24 protein-coding genes and 1 tRNA gene are annotated in these 23,214 nt (G+C 60.4%); 7 read left to right on the top strand and 18 right to left on the bottom strand.

All coding sequences use genetic code 11. From position 1 onward, the window contains the following. Positions 1–204: 204 nt before the first annotated feature. The 10 genes from CXF97_RS17095 to CXF97_RS28805 form a co-directional block, all read right to left on the bottom strand. Positions 205–1,185, bottom strand: coding sequence for a LysR family transcriptional regulator (locus CXF97_RS17095; RefSeq protein ID WP_101159499.1), 981 nt, complete (start codon positions 1,183–1,185; stop codon positions 205–207). A gap of 160 nt (positions 1,186–1,345) precedes the next feature. Further along, on the bottom strand, positions 1,346–2,293 hold the full coding sequence (locus tag CXF97_RS17090) for a peptidylprolyl isomerase (RefSeq protein ID WP_101159498.1): 948 nt from the start codon (positions 2,291–2,293) through the stop codon (positions 1,346–1,348). Then, entirely contained in the window at positions 2,290–2,760 is a 471-nt protein-coding gene (locus CXF97_RS17085) for a YbjN domain-containing protein (protein ID WP_101159497.1), read from the bottom strand. Before CXF97_RS17085 ends, CXF97_RS17090 begins: the two co-directional genes overlap by 4 nt. Positions 2,761–2,777: 17 nt before the next feature. Beyond that, positions 2,778–3,407: a DNA repair protein gene (locus CXF97_RS17080; RefSeq protein WP_101159496.1), complete on the bottom strand. Its 630-nt coding sequence runs from the start codon at positions 3,405–3,407 to the stop codon at positions 2,778–2,780. 17 nt (positions 3,408–3,424) lie between these two features. Next, a complete protein-coding gene (locus tag CXF97_RS17075) occupies positions 3,425–5,122 on the bottom strand; it encodes a putative porin (protein WP_101159495.1) in 1,698 nt (565 codons plus the stop codon). A gap of 39 nt (positions 5,123–5,161) precedes the next feature. Continuing rightward, a complete protein-coding gene (locus tag CXF97_RS17070; RefSeq protein ID WP_101159494.1) occupies positions 5,162–5,866 on the bottom strand; it encodes an energy transducer TonB in 705 nt (234 codons plus the stop codon). A gap of 3 nt (positions 5,867–5,869) precedes the next feature. Beyond that, the gene (locus tag CXF97_RS17065; protein WP_003201710.1) at positions 5,870–6,295 is read right to left on the bottom strand and encodes a biopolymer transporter ExbD; all 426 of its coding nucleotides are present in this window, start codon (positions 6,293–6,295) and stop codon (positions 5,870–5,872) included. An 11-nt stretch (positions 6,296–6,306) separates the two neighbouring features. Beyond that, positions 6,307–8,106 carry a DUF2341 domain-containing protein gene (locus CXF97_RS17060; RefSeq protein ID WP_101159493.1) on the bottom strand — a complete coding sequence of 600 codons (1,800 nt, stop codon included), beginning with the start codon at positions 8,104–8,106 and terminating at the stop codon, positions 6,307–6,309. 12 nt (positions 8,107–8,118) lie between these two features. Next, a complete protein-coding gene (locus CXF97_RS17055) occupies positions 8,119–9,717 on the bottom strand; it encodes a ShlB/FhaC/HecB family hemolysin secretion/activation protein (RefSeq protein WP_101159492.1) in 1,599 nt (532 codons plus the stop codon). 54 nt (positions 9,718–9,771) lie between these two features. Further along, entirely contained in the window at positions 9,772–10,383 is a 612-nt protein-coding gene (locus CXF97_RS28805; protein ID WP_101159491.1) for a transposase, read from the bottom strand. Positions 10,384–10,691: 308 nt separating this feature from the next. Between CXF97_RS28805 and CXF97_RS17045 the strand changes: the two genes are divergently transcribed. From CXF97_RS17045 to CXF97_RS17030, 4 genes are all read left to right on the top strand, one after another. Continuing rightward, a complete protein-coding gene (locus tag CXF97_RS17045) occupies positions 10,692–12,317 on the top strand; it encodes an NADP-dependent glyceraldehyde-3-phosphate dehydrogenase (protein ID WP_101159490.1) in 1,626 nt (541 codons plus the stop codon). Positions 12,318–12,419: 102 nt separating this feature from the next. Then, complete coding sequence (locus CXF97_RS17040) at positions 12,420–12,776, top strand: DUF3302 domain-containing protein (RefSeq protein WP_101159489.1); 357 nt, start codon at positions 12,420–12,422, stop codon at positions 12,774–12,776. Between the two features lie 2 nt (positions 12,777–12,778). Then, positions 12,779–13,738: an HlyD family secretion protein gene (locus tag CXF97_RS17035; RefSeq protein WP_101159488.1), complete on the top strand. Its 960-nt coding sequence runs from the start codon at positions 12,779–12,781 to the stop codon at positions 13,736–13,738. Positions 13,739–13,795: 57 nt separating this feature from the next. Then, a complete protein-coding gene (locus CXF97_RS17030; protein ID WP_178081208.1) occupies positions 13,796–14,836 on the top strand; it encodes an FUSC family protein in 1,041 nt (346 codons plus the stop codon). 3 nt (positions 14,837–14,839) lie between these two features. Here CXF97_RS17030 and CXF97_RS17025 read toward each other — a convergent pair whose 3' ends face one another. After that, positions 14,840–15,733: a DMT family transporter gene (locus tag CXF97_RS17025; protein WP_101159486.1), complete on the bottom strand. Its 894-nt coding sequence runs from the start codon at positions 15,731–15,733 to the stop codon at positions 14,840–14,842. Positions 15,734–15,881: 148 nt separating this feature from the next. On the opposite strand from CXF97_RS17025, the gene CXF97_RS17020 reads away from it, so the two are divergent. Together CXF97_RS17020 and CXF97_RS17015 are read left to right on the top strand one after the other, a co-directional pair. Further along, complete coding sequence (locus tag CXF97_RS17020) at positions 15,882–16,319, top strand: Lrp/AsnC family transcriptional regulator (RefSeq protein ID WP_101159485.1); 438 nt, start codon at positions 15,882–15,884, stop codon at positions 16,317–16,319. Positions 16,320–16,377: 58 nt separating this feature from the next. Further along, positions 16,378–16,707 carry a YceK/YidQ family lipoprotein gene (locus CXF97_RS17015; protein ID WP_101159484.1) on the top strand — a complete coding sequence of 110 codons (330 nt, stop codon included), beginning with the start codon at positions 16,378–16,380 and terminating at the stop codon, positions 16,705–16,707. 65 nt (positions 16,708–16,772) lie between these two features. Here CXF97_RS17015 and CXF97_RS17010 read toward each other — a convergent pair whose 3' ends face one another. Then, entirely contained in the window at positions 16,773–17,444 is a 672-nt protein-coding gene (locus CXF97_RS17010) for a Bax inhibitor-1/YccA family protein (RefSeq protein WP_008006561.1), read from the bottom strand. A 123-nt stretch (positions 17,445–17,567) separates the two neighbouring features. On the opposite strand from CXF97_RS17010, the gene CXF97_RS17005 reads away from it, so the two are divergent. Beyond that, positions 17,568–17,655, top strand: a tRNA-Ser gene (locus CXF97_RS17005). A gap of 153 nt (positions 17,656–17,808) precedes the next feature. Here CXF97_RS17005 and CXF97_RS17000 read toward each other — a convergent pair. The 6 genes from CXF97_RS17000 to pstS all read right to left on the bottom strand — a co-directional run bounded on the left by CXF97_RS17000 (position 17,809) and on the right by pstS (position 23,053). Continuing rightward, positions 17,809–18,450, bottom strand: a complete 642-nt coding sequence (locus CXF97_RS17000; RefSeq protein WP_256589855.1) for a hypothetical protein — start codon at positions 18,448–18,450, stop codon at positions 17,809–17,811. Continuing rightward, a complete protein-coding gene (locus CXF97_RS16995) occupies positions 18,450–19,148 on the bottom strand; it encodes a hypothetical protein (RefSeq protein ID WP_101159483.1) in 699 nt (232 codons plus the stop codon). The genes CXF97_RS17000 and CXF97_RS16995 overlap by 1 nt, the downstream gene beginning before the upstream one ends. 85 nt (positions 19,149–19,233) lie before the next feature. Beyond that, positions 19,234–19,995, bottom strand: coding sequence for a phosphate ABC transporter ATP-binding protein PstB (gene pstB, locus CXF97_RS16990; protein WP_016774591.1), 762 nt, complete (start codon positions 19,993–19,995; stop codon positions 19,234–19,236). A gap of 75 nt (positions 19,996–20,070) precedes the next feature. Further along, a complete protein-coding gene (pstA, locus tag CXF97_RS16985; protein WP_101159610.1) occupies positions 20,071–20,982 on the bottom strand; it encodes a phosphate ABC transporter permease PstA in 912 nt (303 codons plus the stop codon). Further along, entirely contained in the window at positions 20,982–21,947 is a 966-nt protein-coding gene (gene pstC, locus CXF97_RS16980; RefSeq protein WP_101159482.1) for a phosphate ABC transporter permease subunit PstC, read from the bottom strand. The genes pstA and pstC overlap by 1 nt, the downstream gene beginning before the upstream one ends. A 74-nt stretch (positions 21,948–22,021) precedes the next feature. Continuing rightward, positions 22,022–23,053, bottom strand: a complete 1,032-nt coding sequence (pstS, locus tag CXF97_RS16975; RefSeq protein WP_101159481.1) for a phosphate ABC transporter substrate-binding protein PstS — start codon at positions 23,051–23,053, stop codon at positions 22,022–22,024. Positions 23,054–23,214: the final 161 nt, after the last annotated feature.

Raw genomic sequence — 23,214 nt, 5'->3', positions numbered from 1 at the left:
CTAAACTGCTGATCTTGAACTTGGCGAGATGAAATTGTGCGAGCGGGCTTGCTCGCGAAGGCGGTGTGTCAGTCATTCAAGCTTCGACTGGCAGCTTGCATTCGCGGGCAAGCCCGCTCCCACAGGGAATTTTTGATGCTCACGCGACTGCGGTTCCACCACCGATTTTGTGGGAGCGGGCAAGCTCTTCCACAGGGGGCCGCGTCACGGCTGGAACCATTCGTGGCGCTCGTTGAACGTTTGCTGGATGAGGTCGGCGAGGGCTTTGATTTCGGGGGTGTTTTGCGAGTCAGCGTTGACCGCCAGCCACGCGTGCAGCTGCATCGGTTCGGCAAATAATCCGGGCAGCGCGACAACTCCCCGGTCGAAACGAGCCATGTAGGTGGGCAACAGACCAATACACCCACCACACCGAATCATCTCCAGCATCAATTCATAAGCATGCGTCTGCACCACCCCGGCCAACCTCCCTTCCACCAGCGCATTCCATGGCCGAAAACCCTCGACCCGCCGATCATGCTGCCACTGCACCAGCATGAAATCCGCCAGTTCATCCTGGGTTTGCGGTCGTGTGGTGACCCGCGAATAGCGCTTGGCAATGTGCGGCAGATATTCAATCCGCGCGAGGCATCGTGCTTCAGTGGTAGCAAACGTTGGGCCGGGGTTTGGGGTATCGCCGGCAGCGAGCCAAAGGACGATATCGGCGCTCACGGCGCGCAGCGACATTTCGCTGTCCAGGGCGATGATTTCCAGGCGCAGGCTGGCGTTGCGGCGCAGCAGTGCGATGAGGTCGCGGCCGAGGATGTCGTGAAGGATGGATTCGGCGACTGCGAGACGAATCAGCGGCTGCTCGATGACCGGCAGTTTGCGTTCGTGGGCCAAAGTGATCAGACGAGCCTGCAATTGCTGGCCTTCGCGGGTGAGGCTGAGGTGGCTGCCCTGGAAGCTGAACAGGCTGCGTTGCAATTGTTGTTCGAGTTGCGCGAGTTGTTTGCGCAGCAGGGTCGAGCGCACGTTGAGGCTGCGCGCAGCCTGCATGAAGCAACCGCAGCGGGCGCTGACGAGGAAGTATCGGGCGACTTCGCTGTCGATGTCAGCCGCCAGATTGAGCCAGGGCTCGGATCCGGATTGGGGCGATTGGTAGTCAGTGGTGCCCGGGCGTCCTGCAGGTTCGGTGAATGACATTGATGACTCCCTGTCGATCTAATGTGGTCGTTCTCAATACATGCGACCCCTTGTGGGAGCGGGCTTGCTCGCGAAAGCGTCGGCACATCCAACATCTTCGCTGACTGACCCACCGCTTCGCGAGCAAGCCCGCTCCCACAGGATTTGCGATGGTGATGGATCAGCGTTGTTCCTCAAGGATTTTGTTCAGTTCAGCGCCGTCGATGCTCAGGGTGGCGGTGTTGAGCATACCGTCCAGGTAAGCCTGGGCGATCTGTTCCTGGCGTTGTGCGCGCAGGGCCTGGGTCAGTTGGTCGCGCAGTTCCTCCAGCGTCGCGGTGCGGGCCGGTTGTTGTTCGGTTAGTTTGATCACGTGGAAGCCGGCGGCACTTTGTACCGGATCAGACACGGCGCCCACCTTGAGCCGCGCCACGGCGCTGCGCACTTCCGGCACCAGTTGTTGCAACGGTTGCAGACCGGTATCACCGCCCCGCTCTGCCGTGACGCGATCCTGCGAATATTGCGTAGCGAGCGCCGCAAAATCGCCCGGTGCTGACTGCGCCTTCTTGCTCAATTCAGCGGCTTGTTTGCGCACGGTTTCCAACGAAGCGGAATCACTGACAGCAAGGAAAATCTGACTGACCCGGTACAGCGCCGGCGTCTGCCAATTGGCCTTCCCCGCGTCGTACGCCTGCTGCAATTCAGCTGCGCTCGGATACTCCGCCGGCACCTGACTCACCGAGCGCAAATAATCACGAAACACGATTTGCTCAGTCGCTGCGCGAGTCTGCCGGGCGACGTCCGGCCGCTGCGCCCAACCCTGTGCGTCAGCCTGTTCCAGCACGGCTTTTTCCGCCAGTCGCGTACGAATCCAGCGTTCCAGCGCCTCACGGTTGCCGCGCAGCTGTTCGCGGGTTTGCGCCGGGACGGTGGCCAGCAGCGCCTGCAATTCCTCTGGCGAAACCTGCTGATTGCCCAACCGCGCGACCGCTGGCCCGGCTGAAACCGCAACCACCGTCGACGGCTGCTGGGCGGCGACCGGATCACTGCCCGGCCGCAGCACCAGCGCCACCGCCACCACCAACAACGCCACCGCTCCGGCGCCGATCACCATGGCAGGCTTCTTCACAGCGCAACTTCCTCTTGTTCGGCGAACGCGGATTTGGCGGTTTGCGCAGCAGCGGTCTGGCTGAAGTCACGCAGGTAAACGATGAACTCCTGCAACAGGCGATCCCACAATTCAAGGTTGCCACGCAGATGCTCATTGCTGACACCCGCCGCCACGACCACGTCCATCTCCATGACCAGAAACTCGCCCTGCAACGACAACCGCGCAAACCGCCGCGTTACGTTCCACTGCTCGGCGACGCCTTGGGGCAAATCACCTTGCACGCGCAGGGCACAGCTGAAGGTGAAATCGACAAAGCTGCCCTGCTCCAGCGCCGGGTTGCCGAAACGCACCGCGTAGCCGATGCCCTGACTGGCGCTGAGCAACTGGACGATGCCGTTCTGTTCGCTCTGATTGACACGGTAACCGGCCTCTTGCAGCACATCGGTCAGTGATTGCGGGGAAACGTGGGTGATCAATTGAGTCATGCCTTTCTTCCTTGTTTTCAGTGAGCGATCGCGGCTTGCGGCGCGTCGAATTGAGTCTTGTAGAGCTCGTCGCCAAAACCCTGCGCCAGTTCATCGAACTTGACCCGGACGCTACCCGCGAAGGGCTGGCGGATCTTCATCACCTCGGCGACATCGATGTTTTCGTAGGCCGTGAGAATCTGTTTGGCGACGCCGTACATTTGTTGATTCTTGGCTGAACATTGCTGCACTTGTGTGTCACGTTCTGCCAGTTGCGCTTGCAGGCTGGTGCGTTCGGCTTCTTTGCCGCGAGCCAGAACCAGCAATTCGTCATAGGCCTTTTTGAACTTGCCGGTCTGTTCGGCGCTGGCCGCCACTTGCGCCTGCGCCTGGCTGTGCAGGCTCTGTTGTTGCCCGGCCAATTGCTCGGCGAGGCCCTTGGCCTTGGCCAGTTCGGCCGTCAATTGCCTGATTTGCGCCTGGGCAGCCCTGGCTTCGTTCTGTGCCGCCAGTTGCGCGGCGCTGGCCTGGGCCTGTTGGCTTTGCAGGGCCTGCAATTGCTGGGTGGTGCTGCGCAATTGCGTGCGCAAGCGCTCTTCCATGCCTTCGGCGTTCGCCCCGGTGGCAATTACAAAACCCAGGCCCAGCGCGAGAAAACGCGTGTTCATAAAGCTCTCCCGGCGCCTTAGAAGCGCGTGTTGATCTCAAGCTGCAAGACGTCGATGTCGAACGGCGCGCCGTACACCGCTTCGGTGCTCATCCAGCGGCCGGTGGCAGAAACGTTCTTCGCCAGGCCGTAGTTGCCGCCCATGAAATAGCCCTTGGCGTTGGTGCCACCGAGGTGGAATGACGAGTCGTTGAAGCCGTCCGGCAAGGCGTCCGGCTGGATGTACTTGTAGCCGGCGAACAGGTTCCAGTCGCCCTTGCGCTTGAGGTCCAGCGCGTTGCCGAGGGTGAACTGCACCATCCATGCGTTGGCGCCGCTTTCGATCTCGCCGCTGCTGTCGAGGTTGTTGACGATTTGCCCGGCAGAACGCTTGCGCATGTCGCCCTCGTCGTAGCTGAGGTTGTGGATGTAGTTGCCCTGGCTGCGCAGCTTGAAATCCTGCGGCAGGTCGGCGTCCCAGACCAGGTTGAGGTCGAGCAGGTTGAATTCGGAGGCGAGGCCGACAAATTGCGGCTGCGGCGTGGCGCTCGGGTTGAGCGGGTTCGGCGTGATGTCGCGCAGCAGGAACACGCTGTTGCCTTTCTGCATGAACGCCGCGCGGGTGCCGTCGCTGTCGCAGCCCGGCGCGCCGGCCCACGGCTCGCAGGGGCTGGAGCGCTGGCCTTGAATATCGTCGAAACGGTAGTAGGCCAGCGCGCCCTTCAGGCGGTTGTTGCTGTTGATCGCCCATTTCGCGCCGAGCTGCGCGCCGTACAGCCACTTGTTGTCGCTCTCTTCCTTGTCGAAACCGTTGCTGCTGGAAGTGTCGTTGGTGTAATCCACCGGGAACGCGCCGACCGTACCGAACACGCCCCATTCGCGGTTGAGCTTGTGATCGAAGATCGCCGCGACTCCGTCGAAATTCAGGTCGTTGGAATAGAGCATGTCGGTGGACATGAATGGATTGGCGAAGCGCCCGCCGGTCAGGGTCAGTTCGTCCATTGGCTTCCAGCTCAGGTAGCCCTGATCGAGCCAGATATCTTTCTTGGCGAAGCCGCCACCGAGGTTCTGCGTGGTCGATACCGGGTTGTTGTCCGAACCGGTGCCGATGCGAATGCCGGCGGTCCATTCCTCCGAAATCACCGCTTTCATGCCCAGGCGAGCGCGCAGGCGAAAGAGGTTTTCGCGGTCTTCACGGGTGTTGAGCAACGGCGGCAGGCTGGTGCTGCTGTTGGGGTTCACGTCGTACGGGCCATTGTTGTTGAGCTTGGCGAAGTCGACGATTTCGTTGCTGTTGTTGCCCGAGTAGTAACGCGATTCGTCTCGCAGGCGAATGTCGCCGTCGAAGCTGATCCGCGAGGCCCAGTCCGGGAAGGTATTGGGCGCGGCCCAGTTTTCCTGTTTGGCGGTGGCCATGACCTCGGCTTTGACCTGATCGCGGATCTGGTCGCGCACCGCTGCCGGCACGTACTGCACGCGCACATCCCCCGGCGCGGCGACCGGCCCGGCCGCTACGGCAGTGGACGCGGCAGCCTGCTTGGCCTGCGCCGCTTCGTTCTGGGCCTGGGCGATCAGCGCGTCGGCCTTGTCCTGTTTGAGAATGCCCTGCTCGACCAGCAAGCGGATCAGATTGATCGTGGCGTTCTCCGAAGGCGCAGGCGCTGCCACGGCCTGACCGACCAGGGTCGCAATGACCATGCCGACCGCCAGGGACAATCGATTCACGTTGGAAATCATCTGCACACAACTCCTTTTGCCAAAGCTTGAATAAGTGAATTAACCCGGACGCCGCCCTTGCAGGGACAGGCGCACGGGCAAAGTGATGGAGGCCGGAGGCCTTTCGCTGAGCGCTGGCGCACCGCGTAAAGCGGCCAGCACCTGGGTATCGATTTGCGGGTTGCCACTGGACTTGATCAGCTCGACACGGGTGATCTCGCCGACGCTGCTCAGCCAGACATCGGCCTGTAGCGAGAACGCGAGGTTGCGCAGCTCGGGGTTCTCACGCAGCAAACGCTGGAAGGTGAACGCGAGAAACTGGCTGTACGTGCCCGTGCCCAAACGCCCGCCGCCGGCTCCGGCCATGCCGCCGCCCTTGCCCGCGCCGATGTTGAAAGCGTCGCTGCCGGCCTGCGCGTCGCCGTCCATTTGCATCGGGTTGGCCAGATCGTCGGCCGGCGATGGCGGCGCCTCTTCTGCAGGCTTGACCTCTTCCGGCTCCGGCGTTGGCTCGGGCTCGACGACTTTTTCTTCCACCGGCGTTTCCGGCTCTGGCGGTTTCTCCGGCGGCGGTGGTGGCGGTGGCGGCAACGGAATGATCGTCGGCACCTTCGGCGCTTCGCGGCGCACGCCGGCCATGTCGTTGGCCCACTGCCAGAGGAACCACGCGGCGAGTGCGCCGACCAGCAATCCGGCGCCCCACTTCACATAACGCAACGGCGACTTTTTCACGGGCGGCGGTTCGATCGGGAGTTGTGCGGTCATGACTCAGCCCTGACTCGGTTTGCCGGTGACGAGACCGACCTGGGACAGTTCGAGCCGGCGCAGCAGGTCCAGCACTTCGATGACTTTCTGGTACTGCACCGTCGCATCGCCGCGCACGATCACCGGAAAATCCGGACTCTGTGCTTTCTCGATGCGCAGGCGCTCTTCCAACTCGGCCAAAGTGACCGGATAGGCATCGAGAAACACCTGGCCGCCGTCGTTGACCGAGATCGCCTTGGTCTTGGCCTCCGACAGCGACACCGAGGCGCTGGCCTTGGGCAGGTTGATCTGGATCCCGGAGACCTGCGCGGTGGCGGTGAGGATGAACATCACCAGCACCACCATCAGCACATCGACCAGTGGGGTGATGTTGATGCTGTCGACGGCGGCATCGTCATCATCGTCGTGGGAGGCATTTACGGACGCCATGGCAGTGCTCCTCAGGCCGGTACGGAGTGGTTGGCGTGATGGCCGCGCTGGTGCGACGCCTCACTGAACTGGCTTTCGCCATGCATCTCTGCCAGACGAGTGATGAACTCGTCGACGAACACGCGCATGTCGGCGCTGACTTCCTTGTTGCGGGTGATCAGGCGGTTGTAGCCAAACAGCGCGGGGATCGCGACGAACAGGCCCATCGCCGTGGCCAACAGCGCGGCGGCCATACCGGGAGCGATGGCGTTGATGTTGACGTCGCCGGCCATTGCCGTGCCGAGGAACACCACCATGATCCCCAGCACCGTGCCGAGCAGGCCGATATACGGGCCGCCGGCGATGGCGTTGGACAGGGTCGAGAGTTTCGAGCTGAGCTGCTGGTTTTCGCGGGTGCGCACGCCGTCCATCGAGCAGCGGATGGCTTCGATGGTCGCCGCTGAAACCGAGGAGGTATCGGCGCCCTGCTCACGACGGGTACGGATCTCTTTGACCGCCACCAGGTACAGGCGCCACAGCGACGAATGCTGCAGACGCTGAGCCAGTTGCGCATCGTCGGCGAACATTTCCAGACGCGTGCCGACCTTGGCGAATTGCACGCGAAAGTCTTCGTTGGCAGCGGTGACGCGACTGAGGCTGCGGTTCTTGCGCAACATGATGATCCACGACTGGAACATCATCAGCACCAGCACGGCGATAATCACCCAGGCGTCGATCGGCACCGCGTTGAGCAAGAAGCCAAGGCTGCCGAAACCGAAGCCGGACTGCTCTTCATCGACGCCGTAAGCCACCAGTTTCGACTCGGCGCCTTGCGAGGTGGCATCGGCCAGCAACAGCGCGGCCGGACGGGCGACTTTCGACAGGCGCAGCTCATCAATTGCGCCAGCGAATGGCTGGAACGCGCCTTCCTGCAGATCGGTGCCGATGGCCATGACCGAGTTGAACGCCGGCATCGCCTGAGCCAACGCAGCGCTTTCGCGACCGTTGATGTACAGGGTGACTTTCGAGCCCTCGGCGGTCAGTGCGAGGTGTTGCCATTGCCCCGGCGCCAGCGCTTGGGTGGCAGCGGCGCGCTGGCCGTCGATCTCTACGAACGGCAGGCCTTGGCTGACGCCAATCAGCAGACTTTGCGTGCCTTCGCGACGCGCCAGTATCACTTGCTCGCCACTCGCCTGATCCAGACGCAGCCAGGCACTGAAGGTGAACGCGCTGCCGGCGTTGTGTTGCAGCGACGGACTGGCTGGCAGCAACAACGGCTGGCCGCTGAACTGCAAGGCGCGCCCGACGACGCCATCGATCGCTGTGCCGGTCGCGCTTTGCGCGGTGTTGCCGTAAGCCGTGGTGTCTTTCGCCGGGGTGCCGGTGGCACCGTCGAAGTGATACAGCGCGGTGTAATTCGGATCGAAAGTGAGTTGCCCGTTGCCAGTGGCCGGGGCTTTCTGGTTGCCGTAGTACATCCAGATGTCCTGACGCTGACCGCCCTCTACATTCGGCACATCAACCCAGATCAGCGCCATGCCCATCAGTGCGTCGAAACTTTCGATCTGGTGGTTGAGCACGGTTTTGTCATCCGCCGCGACAAAGCGCAGATCGGAGCCGTCCTCTTTCACGCCGTCGAAGGTGAAGTTGCCGGTGTGCAGGCGCACCAGCAGCGCGGTGCGGCCGAGGGCCTGATTGATCGCCGCGCCTTGCGGGGTGGTGTCGACGGCGATCTGTTTGCGGTAATGCCAGTCGTCCTGCCACCAGGCCTGAGCCGTGGCCGGGAGCACGAAGCCCAGGCAGATCAACAGCGAAAGGAAAAGGCGTTGCATGGACGTGCTCCGTTAGAAAGTGGCTTGAAGGTTGAAGTGCAGGCGCGATTCCTGCTTTGAGGTGTTCGGCCCTTCGAGTAGCGGGTAGCCCCAGTCGAGGCTGCCGGACAGCCATTTACTCAGGCTGGCGCGGGTGCCGAGGCCGACGCTGGCCAGGGCGTAATTGGCGTCCTGATCCGGCAGCTCATCGCGCAGGTACAACTGCGCGCCCTCGGCGAAGGCGTAGAAGCGCCAGTCCTGCATCCACGTGCCGGCGAATTTGGCCAGCGACGGCGTGCGCAATTCCTGGCTGAGCAAATAGCCGTCATCCGCCGTGCGTTCGGCGGCCAGATAGCCGCGCACCGAGGTGGCGCCACCGGCGGAGAATTGTTCGTTGGAAACCAGCGGGCCCGAGGCCAGTTGGAACGCCGCTTTGCTTGCGCTCTGCCAGTCGCTGTCGAAGGTCCAGGTGTAATTGGTGTCGCCCTTGAGCACGGCGAAACTCGGTTTGGCGCGATAGCGTTTGTAGTCGAAGTCTTCGTCGTCGCTGCCGTAGCCGAACACACTGCGCGTGGCGGCCACCAGACTCAGGCCGAGGCCGAGCTGGCTCTTTTCGCTGTAGCGGTAGCCGTTGTAGGCGAAGGTGAATGGTGCGTATTGCAGCGGGACCTTGTCGCTCTCGCCGGACAGCGTCAGGCGTTCATCAAAATCCTTGAAGTCGATGCCCGCCGACAGCGAGTTCGACCAGTTGCCGCTCGACGGCAGCGTATAAATCGCCGCGACGCCGTAGCTGTGGCCCTTGCCGAGCACGTTGCTGCCGCCGATGGTGGCGACGTTGCTGTCGGACTGGTAACCGGAGAACTGCACGCTCCAGCGCTCGCTCAGCGGCGCGGTATACGACCCGGACCAGACCTTGGCGTTGTCGGTTTCCTGCGGCGCGGTGAAGAACGTCAGGTTGACGCTGTGGCCGAGCTGCCAGAGGTTGTTGTAACCGAGGCTGGTGACGCTGCGCAGCTTTTCGGTGTCGGCGCTGTAGTCGTTATTGAGGCCGACGCTGGCCGTCCACGGGTTATGGTCTTCGACCTGCAAGTCGACATCCATGGTGCCGGGGCGTTGGCCCTCGCGCACCAGTGGCATGACCTGGCGTCCGGGTGTCTTGTTGAGCTGCGCGAGTTCGCCCTGGACCTTGGCGAAGTCCGGCACCTCGCCTTCTTTCAGCGCCGGGACGTTGTCGCGAATATCCAGTGGCGAATAATGTTTGGCGCCGACGACGCGCACCCGGCCGACCTTGGTTTCGCTGACTTGCAGATAGACGATGCCATCGGCAACGGCCTGCTCGGGCAACTCGACGAACACCGATTGATAGCCGCGTTCCTGATAGGCCTTCTGCAACGCATCACGTGCGCCTTCAATGTCGCTCAAGGCTTTCTGCGGACCGAGAAACGGGTACACCGCTTCTTCGATCGCCCGCGCATCAAGCACGGTGTTGCCGCGCACGAAGTATTCGTTGACATCGACCAGACGCTGCGCGGCGGGCGCTTCTGTGCCCTCCTCGGCCAGCGCCGGCTGCGCGCCCGCCGTCACCAGCAGCCAGCCCCACAGCGCCAGCCGTGACGTGAAAATCCGTTCCACACTACCCCCTGAAATTCGCGATGACCTGTGGGCGTTAGCGCCCGGTGTGTTGCGTCAATTGCTGATCGTTGTGGCGCAGGCGTGCTTGCCGAGCCAGGTGTGCAAGAGCGCGAAGTTCAGCGAGAACTCGGGCATCTGCAGCAAGGCGCCGCAGAACACTTCGCCGATGACTTTTTGAATCAGCAGAACCGCGCGCGGCTCGTTGAGGAGCGTGGCGATGTCACGACTGAGGGCGTTGAAGCTCCAGACTTTCTGGTTCAGGCCAAGGCCGACGAACCAGCGGAACAGCAGGTTGTAATTGAGCTGTTCATAGAGTTGCTGTTCGCTGGGCACCGAATAGAGCAATTGCAGGAGCAGGATGTGCATGACCGTCTGCGCGGGAATGAGCATGCCGGGCGCGGCATTAAGGTCGTGCAGCAGGTCTTGGTGAGCGTCGAGCAGATCGTCGATCTGCGGGCGCAGCAAAACCAGCGAATGGCCCGGCGGAATGTAGCTGGACACTTCTTTCAAGGCGCCCTGCCAGTCATCCTGCGAGACGATCCAGACCCACGGCGCGCCGTAGCGATACACCGAAACCGGCTTCTTGCGCGCGGCTTCGACGATCTTCGACAGGCGTTGATCGAGTTCCTGCATGCCCACTTTCGAATAGCGTTCCATAGTCCCCATTGCCTCACTCCCGGCGTCCCGCCACGGTTCGCAAAGTGCGCCCCGAAAGGCCCCTCAAGCGCGTTACACAGGCATGACCGGACTGGCTATGTGCTACCGAACTTTTGTCATAAAAGCTTCATTACCCAACTGCACATGGCCCGCGAAACCACACAAACCCTGTGGGATCGGTGGTGTTCCTGGCCCTCTGCCATGCACCGTTGCGTGACATTTACGTGACATTCACGGGGTTAAATCCATGGGCATTCAGGCGTATAACCTGTAGAGACTTTTTGATCTGCATGCAGACATCAACACAGGGTAGTGACATGACCACAGCAAATATCCTTGGCAACCTGTTCCCTTCTGTCAGCGACATCCCGGAGAAATACCGCCTCGATGCACAAATCGAGCAGCGTGAATATCTGGTCGATGGCCAATTGCGCCGCTGGGACGGTCCGCTCGCGCAGGTGCGCAGCCCGGTCTATCTGAAAGGCGAAAACGGCGAAGAACAAGCGATCCTGGGCAGCACGCCGCTGCTCGATGCCGACACTGCCCTCACCGCCCTCGACGCTGCCGTCCGCGCATATGACCGAGGCCAGGGCCTGTGGCCGACGATGCGTGTGGCCGAGCGCATCCAGCATGTCGAGGCGTTTCTCGGCCGCATGCGCGAGCAGCGCGAAGCCGTGGTGAAGCTGCTGATGTGGGAGATCGGCAAGAACCTCAAGGACTCGGAAAAAGAGTTCGACCGCACCTGCGATTACATCGTCGACACCATCAATGCCCTGAAAGAACTCGATCGCCGCTCCAGCCGTTTTGAACTGGAGCAGGACACCCTCGGCCAGATCCGCCGCGTGCCGCTTGGCGTCGCCTTGTGCATGGGCCCTTACAACTATCCGCTGAACGAAACCTTCACCACGTTGATTCCGGCGTTGATCATGGGCAACACCGTGGTATTCAAACCGGCCAAACTCGGCGTGCTGCTGATTCGCCCGTTGCTCGAAGCTTTCCGCGACAGCTTCCCGAGCGGTGTGATCAACGTGATCTACGGCAGCGGGCGCGAGACTGTCAGCGCTTTGATGGCCAGCGGCAAGATCGACATCTTCGCCTTCATCGGCACCAACAAGGCTGCCAGTGACCTGAAGAAGCTCCACCCGAAACCACATCGTTTGCGCGCCGCTCTCGGCCTGGATGCGAAGAACCCCGGCATCGTTTTGCCCGAGGTCGACCTCGACAACGCAGTCAGCGAAGCGGTGACCGGTTCGCTGTCATTCAACGGCCAGCGCTGCACCGCACTGAAAATCCTCTTCGTCCATGAAGACGTGGTCGACAGTTTCATCGAGAAATTCAACGCCAGACTGGCCACGCTCAAACCGGGCATGCCGTGGGACAGCGGCGTGGCGCTGACGCCGCTGCCGGAATCGGGCAAGGTCGATTATCTGCACGGTCTGGTCGCGGACGCACAAAGCAAAGGGGCGCAGGTGGTCAACCCCAATGGCGGCGAATCCCACGCCTCGTTTTTCTACCCGGCTGTGCTGTATCCGGTGAATCCGCAAATGCGCGTGTATCAGGAAGAACAGTTCGGCCCGGTCGTGCCCATCGTGCCGTACCGCCACCTCGATACCGTGATCGACTACGTGCTGGAATCCGACTTCGGCCAACAGCTGAGCATCTTCGGCACCAACCCGGTGGCGGTCGGTCGCCTGGTCGACACGTTCGCCAATCAGGTCGGGCGGATCAACCTCAACGCCCAGTGCCAGCGCGGCCCGGACACCTACCCGTTCAACGGCCGCAAGAACTCCGCCGAAGGCACGCTCTCGGTTCACGATGCATTGCGGGTGTTTTCGATCCGTACGCTGGTGGCGACCAAGTTCCAGGAGAGCAACAAGGATCTGATCAGCGAGATCATTCGCGGGCGTGATTCGAGCTTCCTGACCACCGATTACATCTTTTGACGGGTGATCGGCAGGATTGATTGATCCTGCCGATCCGTCAGCCCCCCGGCGATTCAGTGACTACACTGAGCCCAGCATTGCTGGATGCCTGGGAGGCTGACCATGCTCGACTACTTCGCGTTGGGTTTGCTGGTTTTTGTCGGTCTCGTGCTGTTTTACGGGATCATCGTGCTGCATGACATTCCGTACGAGATCGCCGTTCACCGCAACCATCCGCATCAGGACGCGATCCATGCCACTGGCTGGGTCAGCCTGTTTACCCTGCATGCGCTGTGGCCGTTTCTGTGGATCTGGGCGATGGCTTATCGCGAGGATCGCGGTTGGGGCTTTGGCGATGGCAAACCCGTTCAGAACCATGTCATCCGGCTCGAGCAGCAGGTGGTCGAGCTGCAAGCCCGGATCGAGCGACTCGAAGCGCAGTCGCCGGTTGCGCCTCACTCTGACAGCCGGGGGATCTGAGCATGGATCTGTTGCTCATCCTCACGTACGCCGCACTCTGCGTCGCCATCTTCAAGATCTTCCGCATTCCGCTGAACAAATGGACGGTGCCCACCGCTGTCTTGGGCGGCGTGCTGATCATCGGCGCGTTGATTTTCACCATGAACTACAACCACCCTTATTCCGAGGTCGCGCGCTCCTACTTTGTTTCGGTGCCAGTCATTCCGATTGTGAGCGGTCAGGTTATCGACGTGCCGGTCAAGGGCAATGAACCCCTGGAAAAAGGCGACGTGTTGTTCCGCATCGATCCCACGCCTTTCCAGAACCGCCTGAAATCGCTCAAGGCGCAACTGGTTGCAGCCAAGGGCGACCGCTACCGCATCACCGAGCTGATTCGCCGCAACTTCGGCACCCAACGTGAACTGGACGCGGCCATCGCCCGCACCGACGATCTGCAGGCGCAGCTGGACAACGCTCAGTTCGAGCTGGACAACACCGTGGTGCGAGCACCGAGCAAAGGCTTCGTTACCCACGTTTCGCTGCGACCGGGGATGATGGCGAGCAAGTTGCCGCTGCGCCCGTCGATGGTTTTTATCCCGCAGGAAGGTCAGTATTTTGCGGCGTGGATGCGTCAGAACAGCCTGTTGCGACTGACCGTGGGCGATGAGGCCGAGGTTGCCTTCGATGGCATCCCCGGCAAGGTCTTCGCTGGACGCGTGAAAAGCGTCATCGGCGTGATCGCCGAGGGTCAGGTGCAACCTTCCGGTACGCTGATCAGCTACACCGGTTCGCCACCGGCCGGACGCGTGCCGGTGATCATTGAAATCACTGACCCGGCGTTCGCGCCCTACAGTTCGCTCATGCCGGGTGGCGCCTACGGGCAAGCGGCGCTGTACAGCCAGCACTTTCACCACATCGGCGCGATGCGCAAAATCCTGCTGCGCATGGCGGCCTGGATGAATTACATTTTCCCCTTCCATTGATTTGACTGACACACGAGGTTCGCACTGACTACTTACAGCACCTCCCGCCTGCCACCGCTGTTACGCCGCATCCTGCGACCGCTGCTGGACCCGTATCGGCGCTACCGTCACGCCCGCCTGATCCACTCCGTGCGGGTAGCACTGGGGCTACTGGCGACGATTCTGCTGACCACCGGGATCAACCTGCCCCACGGCGAATGGGCGTCGGTGACGATGCTGGTGGTGATCGGCGGCTTGCAGCACCACGGCAATATCGGCAAAAAAGCTGCCGAGCGCGCTATTGGCACCCTGATCGGCGCGGGGGTCGGATTGGCCTTGGTGGCGCAGCACGCCTGGCTGGGCATGCCGTGGCTGACCTACTTTTCCATGGCAGTCGTTTGTGGGTTCTTCTCCTATCACGCGATTGGCAAGGGCGGCTACACCGCCCTGCTCTCGGCCATCACCGTGTTCATTGTCGCCGGGCATGGTGATAACCCGATCACTGATGGTCTTTGGCGCGGCGTCGACATCCTGATCGGCATCGCGCTCGCTCTGGCGTTCTCCTTTGCTTTGCCGCTGTACGCGGTCTACTCGTGGCGCTACAACCTCGCCGATGCCTTGCGCGACTGCGCCACGGTGTACGGGCGCATCATCAACGGTGAAGCGGTCAGCGCCGACGAGCATCTGCGACTGATGAGCAAGGTCGGCGCGGTGATGGTGCAACTGCGTTCGCTGATGCCATCGGTGTCCAAGGAAGTGAAGATTTCCATGACCGAGCTCGATGCGATTCAGCGCAACCTGCGCATGTGCATCAGCACGCTGGAAATCCTCGGCAATATCCGCCCCAACGTCAGCGACCCGCAGGCCATGGCACATTTGCAAATGGCACTGAAGGCTGAGCACCGACAGATTCGCGTGCAACTGATCGGCATGGCCCGCGCCCTGAAAACAGGCGCCTCGCAGCGGCTGGAGCGGCCAATGGAACTGCCCACGGCGAACCTCGATGCGCCGGTCGCCAATACCCTTGACGGCTACCGGATGCTAACCCGACAACTGGCAGCCAATATCGGCGAGATGCGCCAACGCCTGGCCGCCACTGCGCCGCGCTGGAACATCTGACCGCTACTGCGCCACCAGCCGCCGGGCTTTCCAGCCCCAACCTTGTTGCATGCCGGCGGCGGCCAGCAGGATCGCCGCGACGCCGATCCACTGCAGCAGTTCCAGGCGATGGCCGAAGGCGAACCAGTCGACGAAAATCGCCGCAATCGGATAGATGAAGGACAGCGCGCCGGTCAATGCCGTCGGCAATTTTTGAATCGCGCCGTACAGCAAGACGTACATCAGACCGGTGTGCACGATGCCCAAGGTCACCAGACTCACCCAGGCATCAGCGCCTGCCGGAAACGCGTCAAAATGCGCAAACGGCGCGAGTAACAACACGCCGGTGCAGACCTGAACCAACGCGATCAGATGCGGTGGCGTGCCAGTCAGGCGCTTGATGATCAGTGCAGCAATCGCATAGAGAAACGCCGCACCCGACGCCAGGGCAATTCCTAGCAGATAGTCATTGCCGCTGTCGCCCTGAGTGCCATGTGCGCTGACAATGGCCAGCATGCCCAAGAACGAAATCGCCAGCCAGAACAGCTTCTGCAAGGTGATTTTTTCGCCGAGAAACAACGCCGCCAGACCGACCAGCATGAACGGCTGCACGTTATAGACCGCCGTGCCAATGGCAATCGAGGCGCGCGAATACGACGCGAAAAGCAGCACCCAATTGCCAACGATCGCCATTCCACTGAGCACCGCCAGCAAAAACGTTGTGCGGGTCAGAATCCCTGGGCGCAGGAAGCCGAATGCGATGCAGATCAATAGCAAGGTGCCGGCGCCGAACACACAGCGCCAGAACACCACGTCCAGCACCGGTTGCCCGGACACCAGCACAAACCAGCCGATCGTCCCGGATATCAGCATCGCGGCGGTCATTTCCAGCGAACCGCGGCGGATTGAATTGTCCATCATTTATCTCCAGAGGCTGTGGCGAAGCATGGCCAAAGTATGCCTAGCAAGCGCCAGGCTGCTCCAGCGCATAAAGCAGGCTAAAATCACATTTCGCCTTTTTTATCGCAGGTGTTTCCCCCCCTTTTGCCTAATCAGAGACTTGCACATGACTGACGATATCGACCGGACTCTCATCGGCGCGCTGATGGAAGATTCGCGACGCTCGCTCAAAGCGCTGGCGCAGATCAGCGGCTTGTCCTCACCGAGCGTGGCGGAGCGGCTGCGGCGCCTGGAAGAGCGCGGCGTGCTCAAGGGCTACACGGTGGAAATCGATCCAAAATGCTTCGGCTATCAGCTTCAGGCGATCGTCCGGGTACGACCGCTGCCAGGGCAATTGCAGGAGGTGGAGCGGCAGATCATGGCAATCCCGGAGTTCACCGAGTGCGACAAGGTCACCGGCGAGGACTGCTTTATCGCCCGTCTGCACGTACGTTCGATGGAACAGCTCGACACCCTGCTTGATCGTCTCAATACGCTGGCGGAAACCAACACAGCGATCGTCAAGAAGACCCCGGTCAAGCGGCGACTGCCACCGATGGCGTGAGTGTCATTTGCCACCGATCGGCGTAGATTGTGATTTTTCGCGGCTAAGGAATGGCGGGATGAGAACTCGGGCAATGATGCTGACGGCGCTGCTGCTCGGCGGTTGTGGCACGATTCAAACAGTGGCGCGCAATGATCAGGCTGCAATGGACGGCCTTAAGGAACAAAAGAGTTATTGTGGCGCGGTGCCAAGGATCTATAGCGGCCTTGCCTATGACTTCTGTTCTTTGAATGCGCCGCTGGCCTCGGGCGTGGATGCCGATAATCATCGCAACACAGCGATCCCGGGGCTGTTGGTTGACGCCGTGGTCTCCGGCGCGCTCGATACCTTGCTGCTGCCTTATACGATCTATCGTCAACAAGTGGATGGCAGCATTGTCATCCACTGAATGAACACATTTCTCCAGACGATAAAAAACCCGCCGAAGCGGGTTTCTTATTGCAGTTATTACGATCAGTCGTCGCGGCTCATGATGCCGAACAGTTGCAGCAAGCTGACGAACAGGTTGTAGATCGATACATACAGGCTGATGGTTGCCATGATGTAGTTGCGCTCGCCCCCGTGAATGATCGCACTGGTCTGGAACAGAATGCAGACCGACGAGAACAGCACGAAGCCGGCGCTGATCGCCAGTTGCAGGCCGCTGATCTGGAAGAAGAAGCTGGCCAGCGTTGCGCCCAGCAGGACAAAGAAACCGGCAGTGATGAAACCACCGAGGAAGCTCATGTCCTTACGGGTGATCAGCACGTAGGCCGATAGACCACCGAACACCAGAGCGGTCATGGCGAATGCCGAGCTGACCACTTCAGCACCGCCCTGCATGCCCAGGTAACGGTTGAGGATCGGGCCGAGCAGGAAACCCATGAAACCGGTCAACGCAAAGGCGGACACCAGGCCCCACGCGGAATCACGGAGTTTGTTGGTGAGGAAGAACAGCCCGTAGAAGCCGATCAGCACCACGAAAATGTTCGGGTAGCCGACACGCATCTGCTGGGCTACGAAGGCCATCACGCCGCTGAATGCGAGGGTCAGAGCCAAGAGACCATAAGTGTTGCGCAGGACGCGGCTAACCTCTAGCTGCTCAGCCTGCACGCTGTTATTAACTGCGTAATCCTGTTCGCGCATGGCGACACTCCTGTTGGTTTGAAACGTTCAGTCGCAAAGATCATAACAGACGCTCTGTAACAAGCCATGCAGAGAGTTTGACAGTGTGTTTCATTCAGGTATTATGGCGCCCGCAACGCAAACGGAGGTGTGGCCGAGTGGTTTAAGGCAACGGTCTTGAAAACCGTCGACTGTAACAGGTCCATGAGTTCGAATCCCATCGCCTCCGCCATCTTATATACGACAAAGCCCTGATTATTCAGGGCTTTGTCGTTTCTGCGGTACACGTTTTACGCCGCATCGCTTACGCATCTTCTGAGTCATTTCACAGCAGCGCCTCGTATGCCAGAGGCTCTGCTGTTCTGGTAGCGGAGGGTGTAACCGCTTAACCGAGAGGCTCAAAGACAGCCTCTGCCCGGTGTTGCACCGGCGCTTGAGGTCTGAGCATTTGCTGCCAGGCGAGCTGCGCCTGGACCTTGGCCACCGAATCCAGCACTTTCTGCGCCCAGCGATCATCCTCAGGATGCACTACGACCACCCGGAAGCCATGATCCTTGCCTTCAAGCTGCACGCCCTCGGAGTCATCGACATGCAGGTCGATATCGAACGCCGGTGGATATTTTGAAGGCGAATTCGACATCCCATGTGCTGTCAGGGCACGGTTGTGCAGCACGCTGTTAACCACGCCGTCGACGCGGATGCCGTAAAGCGCTAACCAACGCCTGATATACGACGGAGTGCGCCCGGACGAGGTGTAGACCCAGACACTGCAATCCTGGCGTCGCAGCTCTCGGATCAGGGAACGCGTGCCCATACGCAACGGCTCACCCAACCAACGATGAATACAGGCCGGTATCCGACTTTTTTCGACCGCGCAGTGGTGCAGCTGGCAGGCGAGCGTGTCATCGATATCGAACGAAATCCGTATGCGCTGACGCCTGAACAGCTGCGGCACAGCGCAGCGGATGATCTGCCCTGCCCGGCTGCCGAAGTTTGTGCATTTGGCAAAGGCTGACGCCGCGCTCATCAATGGCCACCCTGAAAGAGAGGCAAAGGCTTTTCTTTGAGAAAGAACTTCATGGGATCCGGCGCCTGTTCTTCTAAAAATGCTGCGTATTTTTTCTTGATTTTGGGCAATTCGTACAACGCCTTGACGCCATGCTTGGCGGAGTTGCGGATGACCGAGGACGGGTTGAAATAGCCTTCGGCATTTTCCAGGGTCAACACGAATGGAGGCAGCCCTGCGCGCATGAGCAGGTAGCTGACAATGAGCGAGCCGCTCCGGTTATTGCCTTCGATGAACAGCTGCGGCTTGCTCAGAATGCGGACATAGACACCCGCTGCACGCTTCCAGACCGATTCACTGCGATACGCGCAATACCAGTTGTACAAATCCTTGATGCCACCCTCAACATTGTTGAAGAAATGCGCCTCGGTGGCTGCCAGATGCTGGGCGTATTCCAGCCGGCGCGCCGGATCTCGGCCACACAGCACCGTGGCATTGATTTCCAGCATCAGGTTCAGTTGCTGCAGATCGAACAGGTCGACGCCGCGGGCAACATACTCGTCAACCAACGCATAGCCTTCAAGCACGTTGTGCAGCACTTCGTCAGTCAACGGGTCACGCGGCTCGGTGAAGTGCCGGCTGAGCTCGGCGAAACGGCTCTGCACGTCCCGCAGTGCGCGCTCAATCGCAGGCAAATCAAGACGATGCTTGGCAGGCATTGGTGCTCCTTGGAAACGCTTGGTAAATGTCCACCGGATGCCCGCCAAATCCATTTGGCACAGGCGGCCTGATCCGGTGTGTGGCTTAGCTGAACTTGCCGCTGATGTAATCGCCGGTCATCTGTTCACGCGGGTTGTCGAAGATCTGCGCCGTCGGGCCCATCTCAACCAGATAACCGGTGCGCGTGCCCTGGGAAATATCCACCGAGAAAAACGCTGTGGTGTCAGCGACACGGATGGCTTGCTGCATGTTGTGGGTGACCAGCGCGATGGTGTAATCCTTCTTCAACTCGACCATCAATTCTTCGACCCGTCGGGTGGCGATCGGGTCCAGTGCCGAGCAAGGCTCATCCAGCAGCAGGACTTCCGGCTCAGTAGCAATGGCGCGGGCGATACACAGGCGTTGTTGCTGACCACCGGAGAGCGACAGGCCGCTGACCTTGAGCTTGTCCTTGACCTCATCCCATAACGCGGCGCCTTGCAGCGCGTGCTTGACGCGGTCACCGATATCGCCCTTGTAGCGATTGAGGCGAAGACCAAACGCGACGTTGTCGAAAATGCTCATCGAAAACGGGTTAGGTTGTTGAAACACCATGCCAATGTAGCGGCGCACGACCACCGGATCGACACCCTTGCCGTAGACGTCCTGCCCGAGAAAATGCACGTGGCCCTCGAAACGGAATCCCTTCACCAGATCGTTCATCCGGTTGAGGCTGCGCAGCACGGTGCTTTTGCCGCAGCCTGAGGGACCGATGAAACCGGTGATCTTGTTTTTCTCGATCGGCACGTGACTGTCACGTACTGCCATAAAGTTGCCGTAGAAAATCTTGTCCAGCTTGCAGTCCATGACTACAGGCGCCTGGGTGACAAACGGAGCGGCTATTTGCGCAGTGGATACGTTCAAAATCAGATGCTCCCGTTCTTAATACTTGGGCTTGCCGAAAATCCGGCTGATGATGTTGACGAACAGCACGATCATCACCAGCACCAACGAGGCCGCCCATGCGAGCTCGAGCTGGTTATCGAAAGGCATGCCGGAGAAGTTGTAGATCAGTACCGCCAGCGAGGCAGTCGGGTTCATGACGTCGAGATTGCCTTGGTGGTAGATCCAGTAGTTGCTGAACAGCGCGGTAAACAACAACGGTGCCGTCTCGCCTGCGGCACGTGCCACGGCGAGCATCACGCCAGTCAGGATCGCTGGCATACCGGTCGGCAAGATGATCTTCCAGATGACCTGCGAGCGGGTGCAGCCCATGCCATAAGCAGCATCTTTCATGATCTTGGGCACCATCCGCATCGATTCTTCAGCAGTCAGCACCACGATAGGCAGCATCAGGACGGCGAGCGCCACGCCACCTGCAGGTGCCGAATACGTGCCGGTGGTCATTACTACCAAAGCGTAGGCAAACACCCCCGCCAGGATCGACGGCAGGCCCGTAAGCATCTTGGCGGCAAAACGCGCGGCGTTCCCCAGCTTGCTGTCTGGCCCCAGTTCAGCGAGGAAGATGGCCGCCATGATCCCGATCGGCACCGCGATCGCTGCCGCGATTCCGACCATTACAAAGGTACCCGCCATCGCATTGCCGAAACCGCCGCCCATCTCGAAGCCGGTCGGTGGCAGCTCGGTAAACACTTCCAGGTTCAGACGCGCGCCACCGCGGGTGATCAGCATGTAGAGCACGGAAATCAGCGGCACGCTGGCCAGCAAAGCTCCTGCCCATACCAGGGTGGTCAGAATCAGGCTGCGCAGAGCGCGACCTTCGAACCTGCGTTGCAAGCTGGGCATTGCACCGGTTGGCGCGGTCAAGTCTGTTGCTGCGGTCAGGTCAGTCATCATCTGTTACCCCGTTGGGCGTACATCATGATCATCGAACCGAAAATGTTCACGATCAGCGTAATCAACATCAGCACCAGTGCGGCATACATCAACACCTCGATCTCGTTCGGCCCGGCTTCGGGGAAGTTCAGCGCCAGCAGAGCGGCAAGCGTGTTGGCCGGTGCAAACAGCGAGAGGGAAATGTTGTTGGCATTGCCGACCAGCATGGCCAGCGCCATCGTTTCACCCAGCGCGCGCCCCAGGCCCAGCACCAGCGAGCCGAAAATGCCGGTGGCGGCCGATGGCACCATCACTTTGAGAATCGCTTCCCAATGGGTAGTGCCCATGCCGTACGCAGCCTGCTTGGTTTTCATCGGCACAGCCGTTAGCGCGTCCTGCGAAACGGCGGCAATGGTCGGCAGAATCATGATGGCGAGCACCAGCGCTGCGGGCAGCAGGCCCGGACCGCTCAGGGACGTGCCGAAAAAGGGTATCCAGCCCAGTTCGCCGTTCAACCAGGTGGTCAGCGGCCGAATCGCCGGGATCACCACATAGATCCCCCACAGGCCATAGACCACGCTGGGAATGGCCGCGAGCAGTTCGACAATGGTGCGAAACAGCGCAGCGAGCTTGGTTGGCAAGAAATCCTGGGTGAGGAAAATCGCCATGCTCACGCCAAAAACACCGGCGATCAGCAAAGCGATGAAGGCGCTGTAGAGCGTGCCCCAGATGGCTGGCAGGATGCCGTATTTGCCTTGGTTGACGTCCCACACACTGCCCAGAAGGACATCGAAGCCGTGCTTCTCCATACCGGGAAGTGCCTTGCGTCCGACTTCGAACACCAGTGCAAATACCAGCGCCAGAATCAGTACCACACCGATGCGCGCCAGCGCGCGGAAGGTGCGATCAACCAGGAAATCCTTCGTCGAGGGTGGCTGGCAGGCAGAGTCGGGATTAACCGGTACGACAAAAGGTTTGTTCATGGGCTAAGTCCGGAACAGGGGGAAAACTCTCCCGGCGTGGCGCAGACGCACACGTCGAGAGAGACCTCACGGCGTTACTGAATGTTGGCGGACGCTTTGCGAACCTGTTCGACGACCGATTGCGGCAACGGGATGTAACCCATCGAATCGGCAATCTTCTGCCCTTCGGTCAGGCTGTATTCGACCATTTCACGCATGGCTTTGGCCTTGGCCGGGTTGCCATTGTCCTTGCGGAAAATCATCCAGGTATAAGAGGTGATCGGGTAGGACTTGGCGCCGTCCGGATCAGGCAGCCAGGCCACCAGGTTTTCCGGCATTTTTACCGCCGCCAGGGCCTCGGCACCGCTTTCGGCATTGGGCACCACGTAATTGCCAGCCTTGTTCTGCAACTGGGCAAAGTCGACCTTGGCCAGCTTGGCGAAGCCATATTCGATGTAACCAATCGCTCCAGGGGTCTGGCGCACGGTCGCCGTCACGCCATCGTTTTTCGGCGACTTGATGAACTTGTCACTGGCCGGCCAGTTGACGGTGTTGCCCTCACCCAGCGCCTGCTTGAACTCGGCGTTGACGGTTGCCAGGTGCTTGGTGAATACCGCGGTCGTACCGCTGGAATCTGCACGCACGACAACCGTGATCGGCGTATCGGAGAGCTTCAGGTCCGGGTTGGCTGCGACGATCTGCGGATCGTTCCAGCGCGTGATCTTGCCCAGGAAAATGTTGGAATAGACATCGCGTGGCAGCTTCAGCCCCTTGGGATTGCCCGGCAGGTTATAGGCCAGCACGATTTCCCCGGCGGTCATTGGCAGCAACTGCACGCCTTCGGCGACCTTGGCGATATCTTCGTCTTTCATTGCCGAGTCACTGGCAGCGAAATCCACGGTTTTGTTCAAGAAGTCCTGTACGCCCGCGCCACTGCCCTTGGATTGGTAATCGACAGTGACGCTATCGGATTTCTTGCTGAAATCCTTGAACCAGGTCAGGTAGATCGGTGCCGGGAAACTTGCTCCGGACCCCGTCAGGCGAACATTTTCTGCTGCAAAGGAGGCCGAGGTGGCACAAAGAGATACCGCAATGGCGAGCGCAGCAGACTTCATCGAACTTTTCATTAAATGACACCTAGTGATTACGGGCTCCCGAACTCTGCAGCAGTTTTGTGACGATTTCATGAAAGCAAAGTGGCAAGCGTTACCCTCATGGTCCGCAACAGCGCCCATGGATGTAATCGGTGCCAGGTTTTGAAAAATCGAATCTTCCTGTGCGGGGCTTG

The organism is Pseudomonas sp. Choline-02u-1 (assembly GCF_002836515.1).
In the GTDB taxonomy this organism is placed as follows: domain Bacteria; phylum Pseudomonadota; class Gammaproteobacteria; order Pseudomonadales; family Pseudomonadaceae; genus Aquipseudomonas.
Note: the sequence above shows the minus strand (reverse complement) of the source record. Positions and strands in the feature narration are given on the sequence as shown.

Bases quoted from the DNA above. Each gene is read 5' to 3' on its own strand.
- CXF97_RS17095 (WP_101159499.1), bottom strand. From the start codon at position 1,185: ATGTCATTCACCGAACCTGCAGGACGCCCGGGCACCACTGACTACCAA.
- CXF97_RS17085 (WP_101159497.1), bottom strand. From the start codon at position 2,760: ATGACTCAATTGATCACCCACGTTTCCCCGCAATCACTGACCGATGTG.
- CXF97_RS17080 (WP_101159496.1), bottom strand. From the start codon at position 3,407: ATGAACACGCGTTTTCTCGCGCTGGGCCTGGGTTTTGTAATTGCCACC.
- CXF97_RS17075 (WP_101159495.1), bottom strand. From the start codon at position 5,122: ATGATTTCCAACGTGAATCGATTGTCCCTGGCGGTCGGCATGGTCATT.
- CXF97_RS17070 (WP_101159494.1), bottom strand. From the start codon at position 5,866: ATGACCGCACAACTCCCGATCGAACCGCCGCCCGTGAAAAAGTCGCCG.
- CXF97_RS17065 (WP_003201710.1), bottom strand. From the start codon at position 6,295: ATGGCGTCCGTAAATGCCTCCCACGACGATGATGACGATGCCGCCGTC.
- CXF97_RS17060 (WP_101159493.1), bottom strand. From the start codon at position 8,106: ATGCAACGCCTTTTCCTTTCGCTGTTGATCTGCCTGGGCTTCGTGCTC.
- CXF97_RS28805 (WP_101159491.1), bottom strand. From the start codon at position 10,383: ATGGGGACTATGGAACGCTATTCGAAAGTGGGCATGCAGGAACTCGAT.
- CXF97_RS17045 (WP_101159490.1), top strand. From the start codon at position 10,692: ATGACCACAGCAAATATCCTTGGCAACCTGTTCCCTTCTGTCAGCGAC.
- CXF97_RS17040 (WP_101159489.1), top strand. From the start codon at position 12,420: ATGCTCGACTACTTCGCGTTGGGTTTGCTGGTTTTTGTCGGTCTCGTG.
- CXF97_RS17035 (WP_101159488.1), top strand. From the start codon at position 12,779: ATGGATCTGTTGCTCATCCTCACGTACGCCGCACTCTGCGTCGCCATC.
- CXF97_RS17025 (WP_101159486.1), bottom strand. From the start codon at position 15,733: ATGGACAATTCAATCCGCCGCGGTTCGCTGGAAATGACCGCCGCGATG.
- CXF97_RS17020 (WP_101159485.1), top strand. From the start codon at position 15,882: ATGACTGACGATATCGACCGGACTCTCATCGGCGCGCTGATGGAAGAT.
- CXF97_RS17015 (WP_101159484.1), top strand. From the start codon at position 16,378: ATGAGAACTCGGGCAATGATGCTGACGGCGCTGCTGCTCGGCGGTTGT.
- CXF97_RS17010 (WP_008006561.1), bottom strand. From the start codon at position 17,444: ATGCGCGAACAGGATTACGCAGTTAATAACAGCGTGCAGGCTGAGCAG.
- CXF97_RS17000 (WP_256589855.1), bottom strand. From the start codon at position 18,450: ATGAGCGCGGCGTCAGCCTTTGCCAAATGCACAAACTTCGGCAGCCGG.
- CXF97_RS16995 (WP_101159483.1), bottom strand. From the start codon at position 19,148: ATGCCTGCCAAGCATCGTCTTGATTTGCCTGCGATTGAGCGCGCACTG.
- pstB (WP_016774591.1), bottom strand. From the start codon at position 19,995: ATGGACTGCAAGCTGGACAAGATTTTCTACGGCAACTTTATGGCAGTA.
- pstA (WP_101159610.1), bottom strand. From the start codon at position 20,982: ATGACTGACCTGACCGCAGCAACAGACTTGACCGCGCCAACCGGTGCA.
- pstC (WP_101159482.1), bottom strand. From the start codon at position 21,947: ATGAACAAACCTTTTGTCGTACCGGTTAATCCCGACTCTGCCTGCCAG.
- pstS (WP_101159481.1), bottom strand. From the start codon at position 23,053: ATGAAAAGTTCGATGAAGTCTGCTGCGCTCGCCATTGCGGTATCTCTT.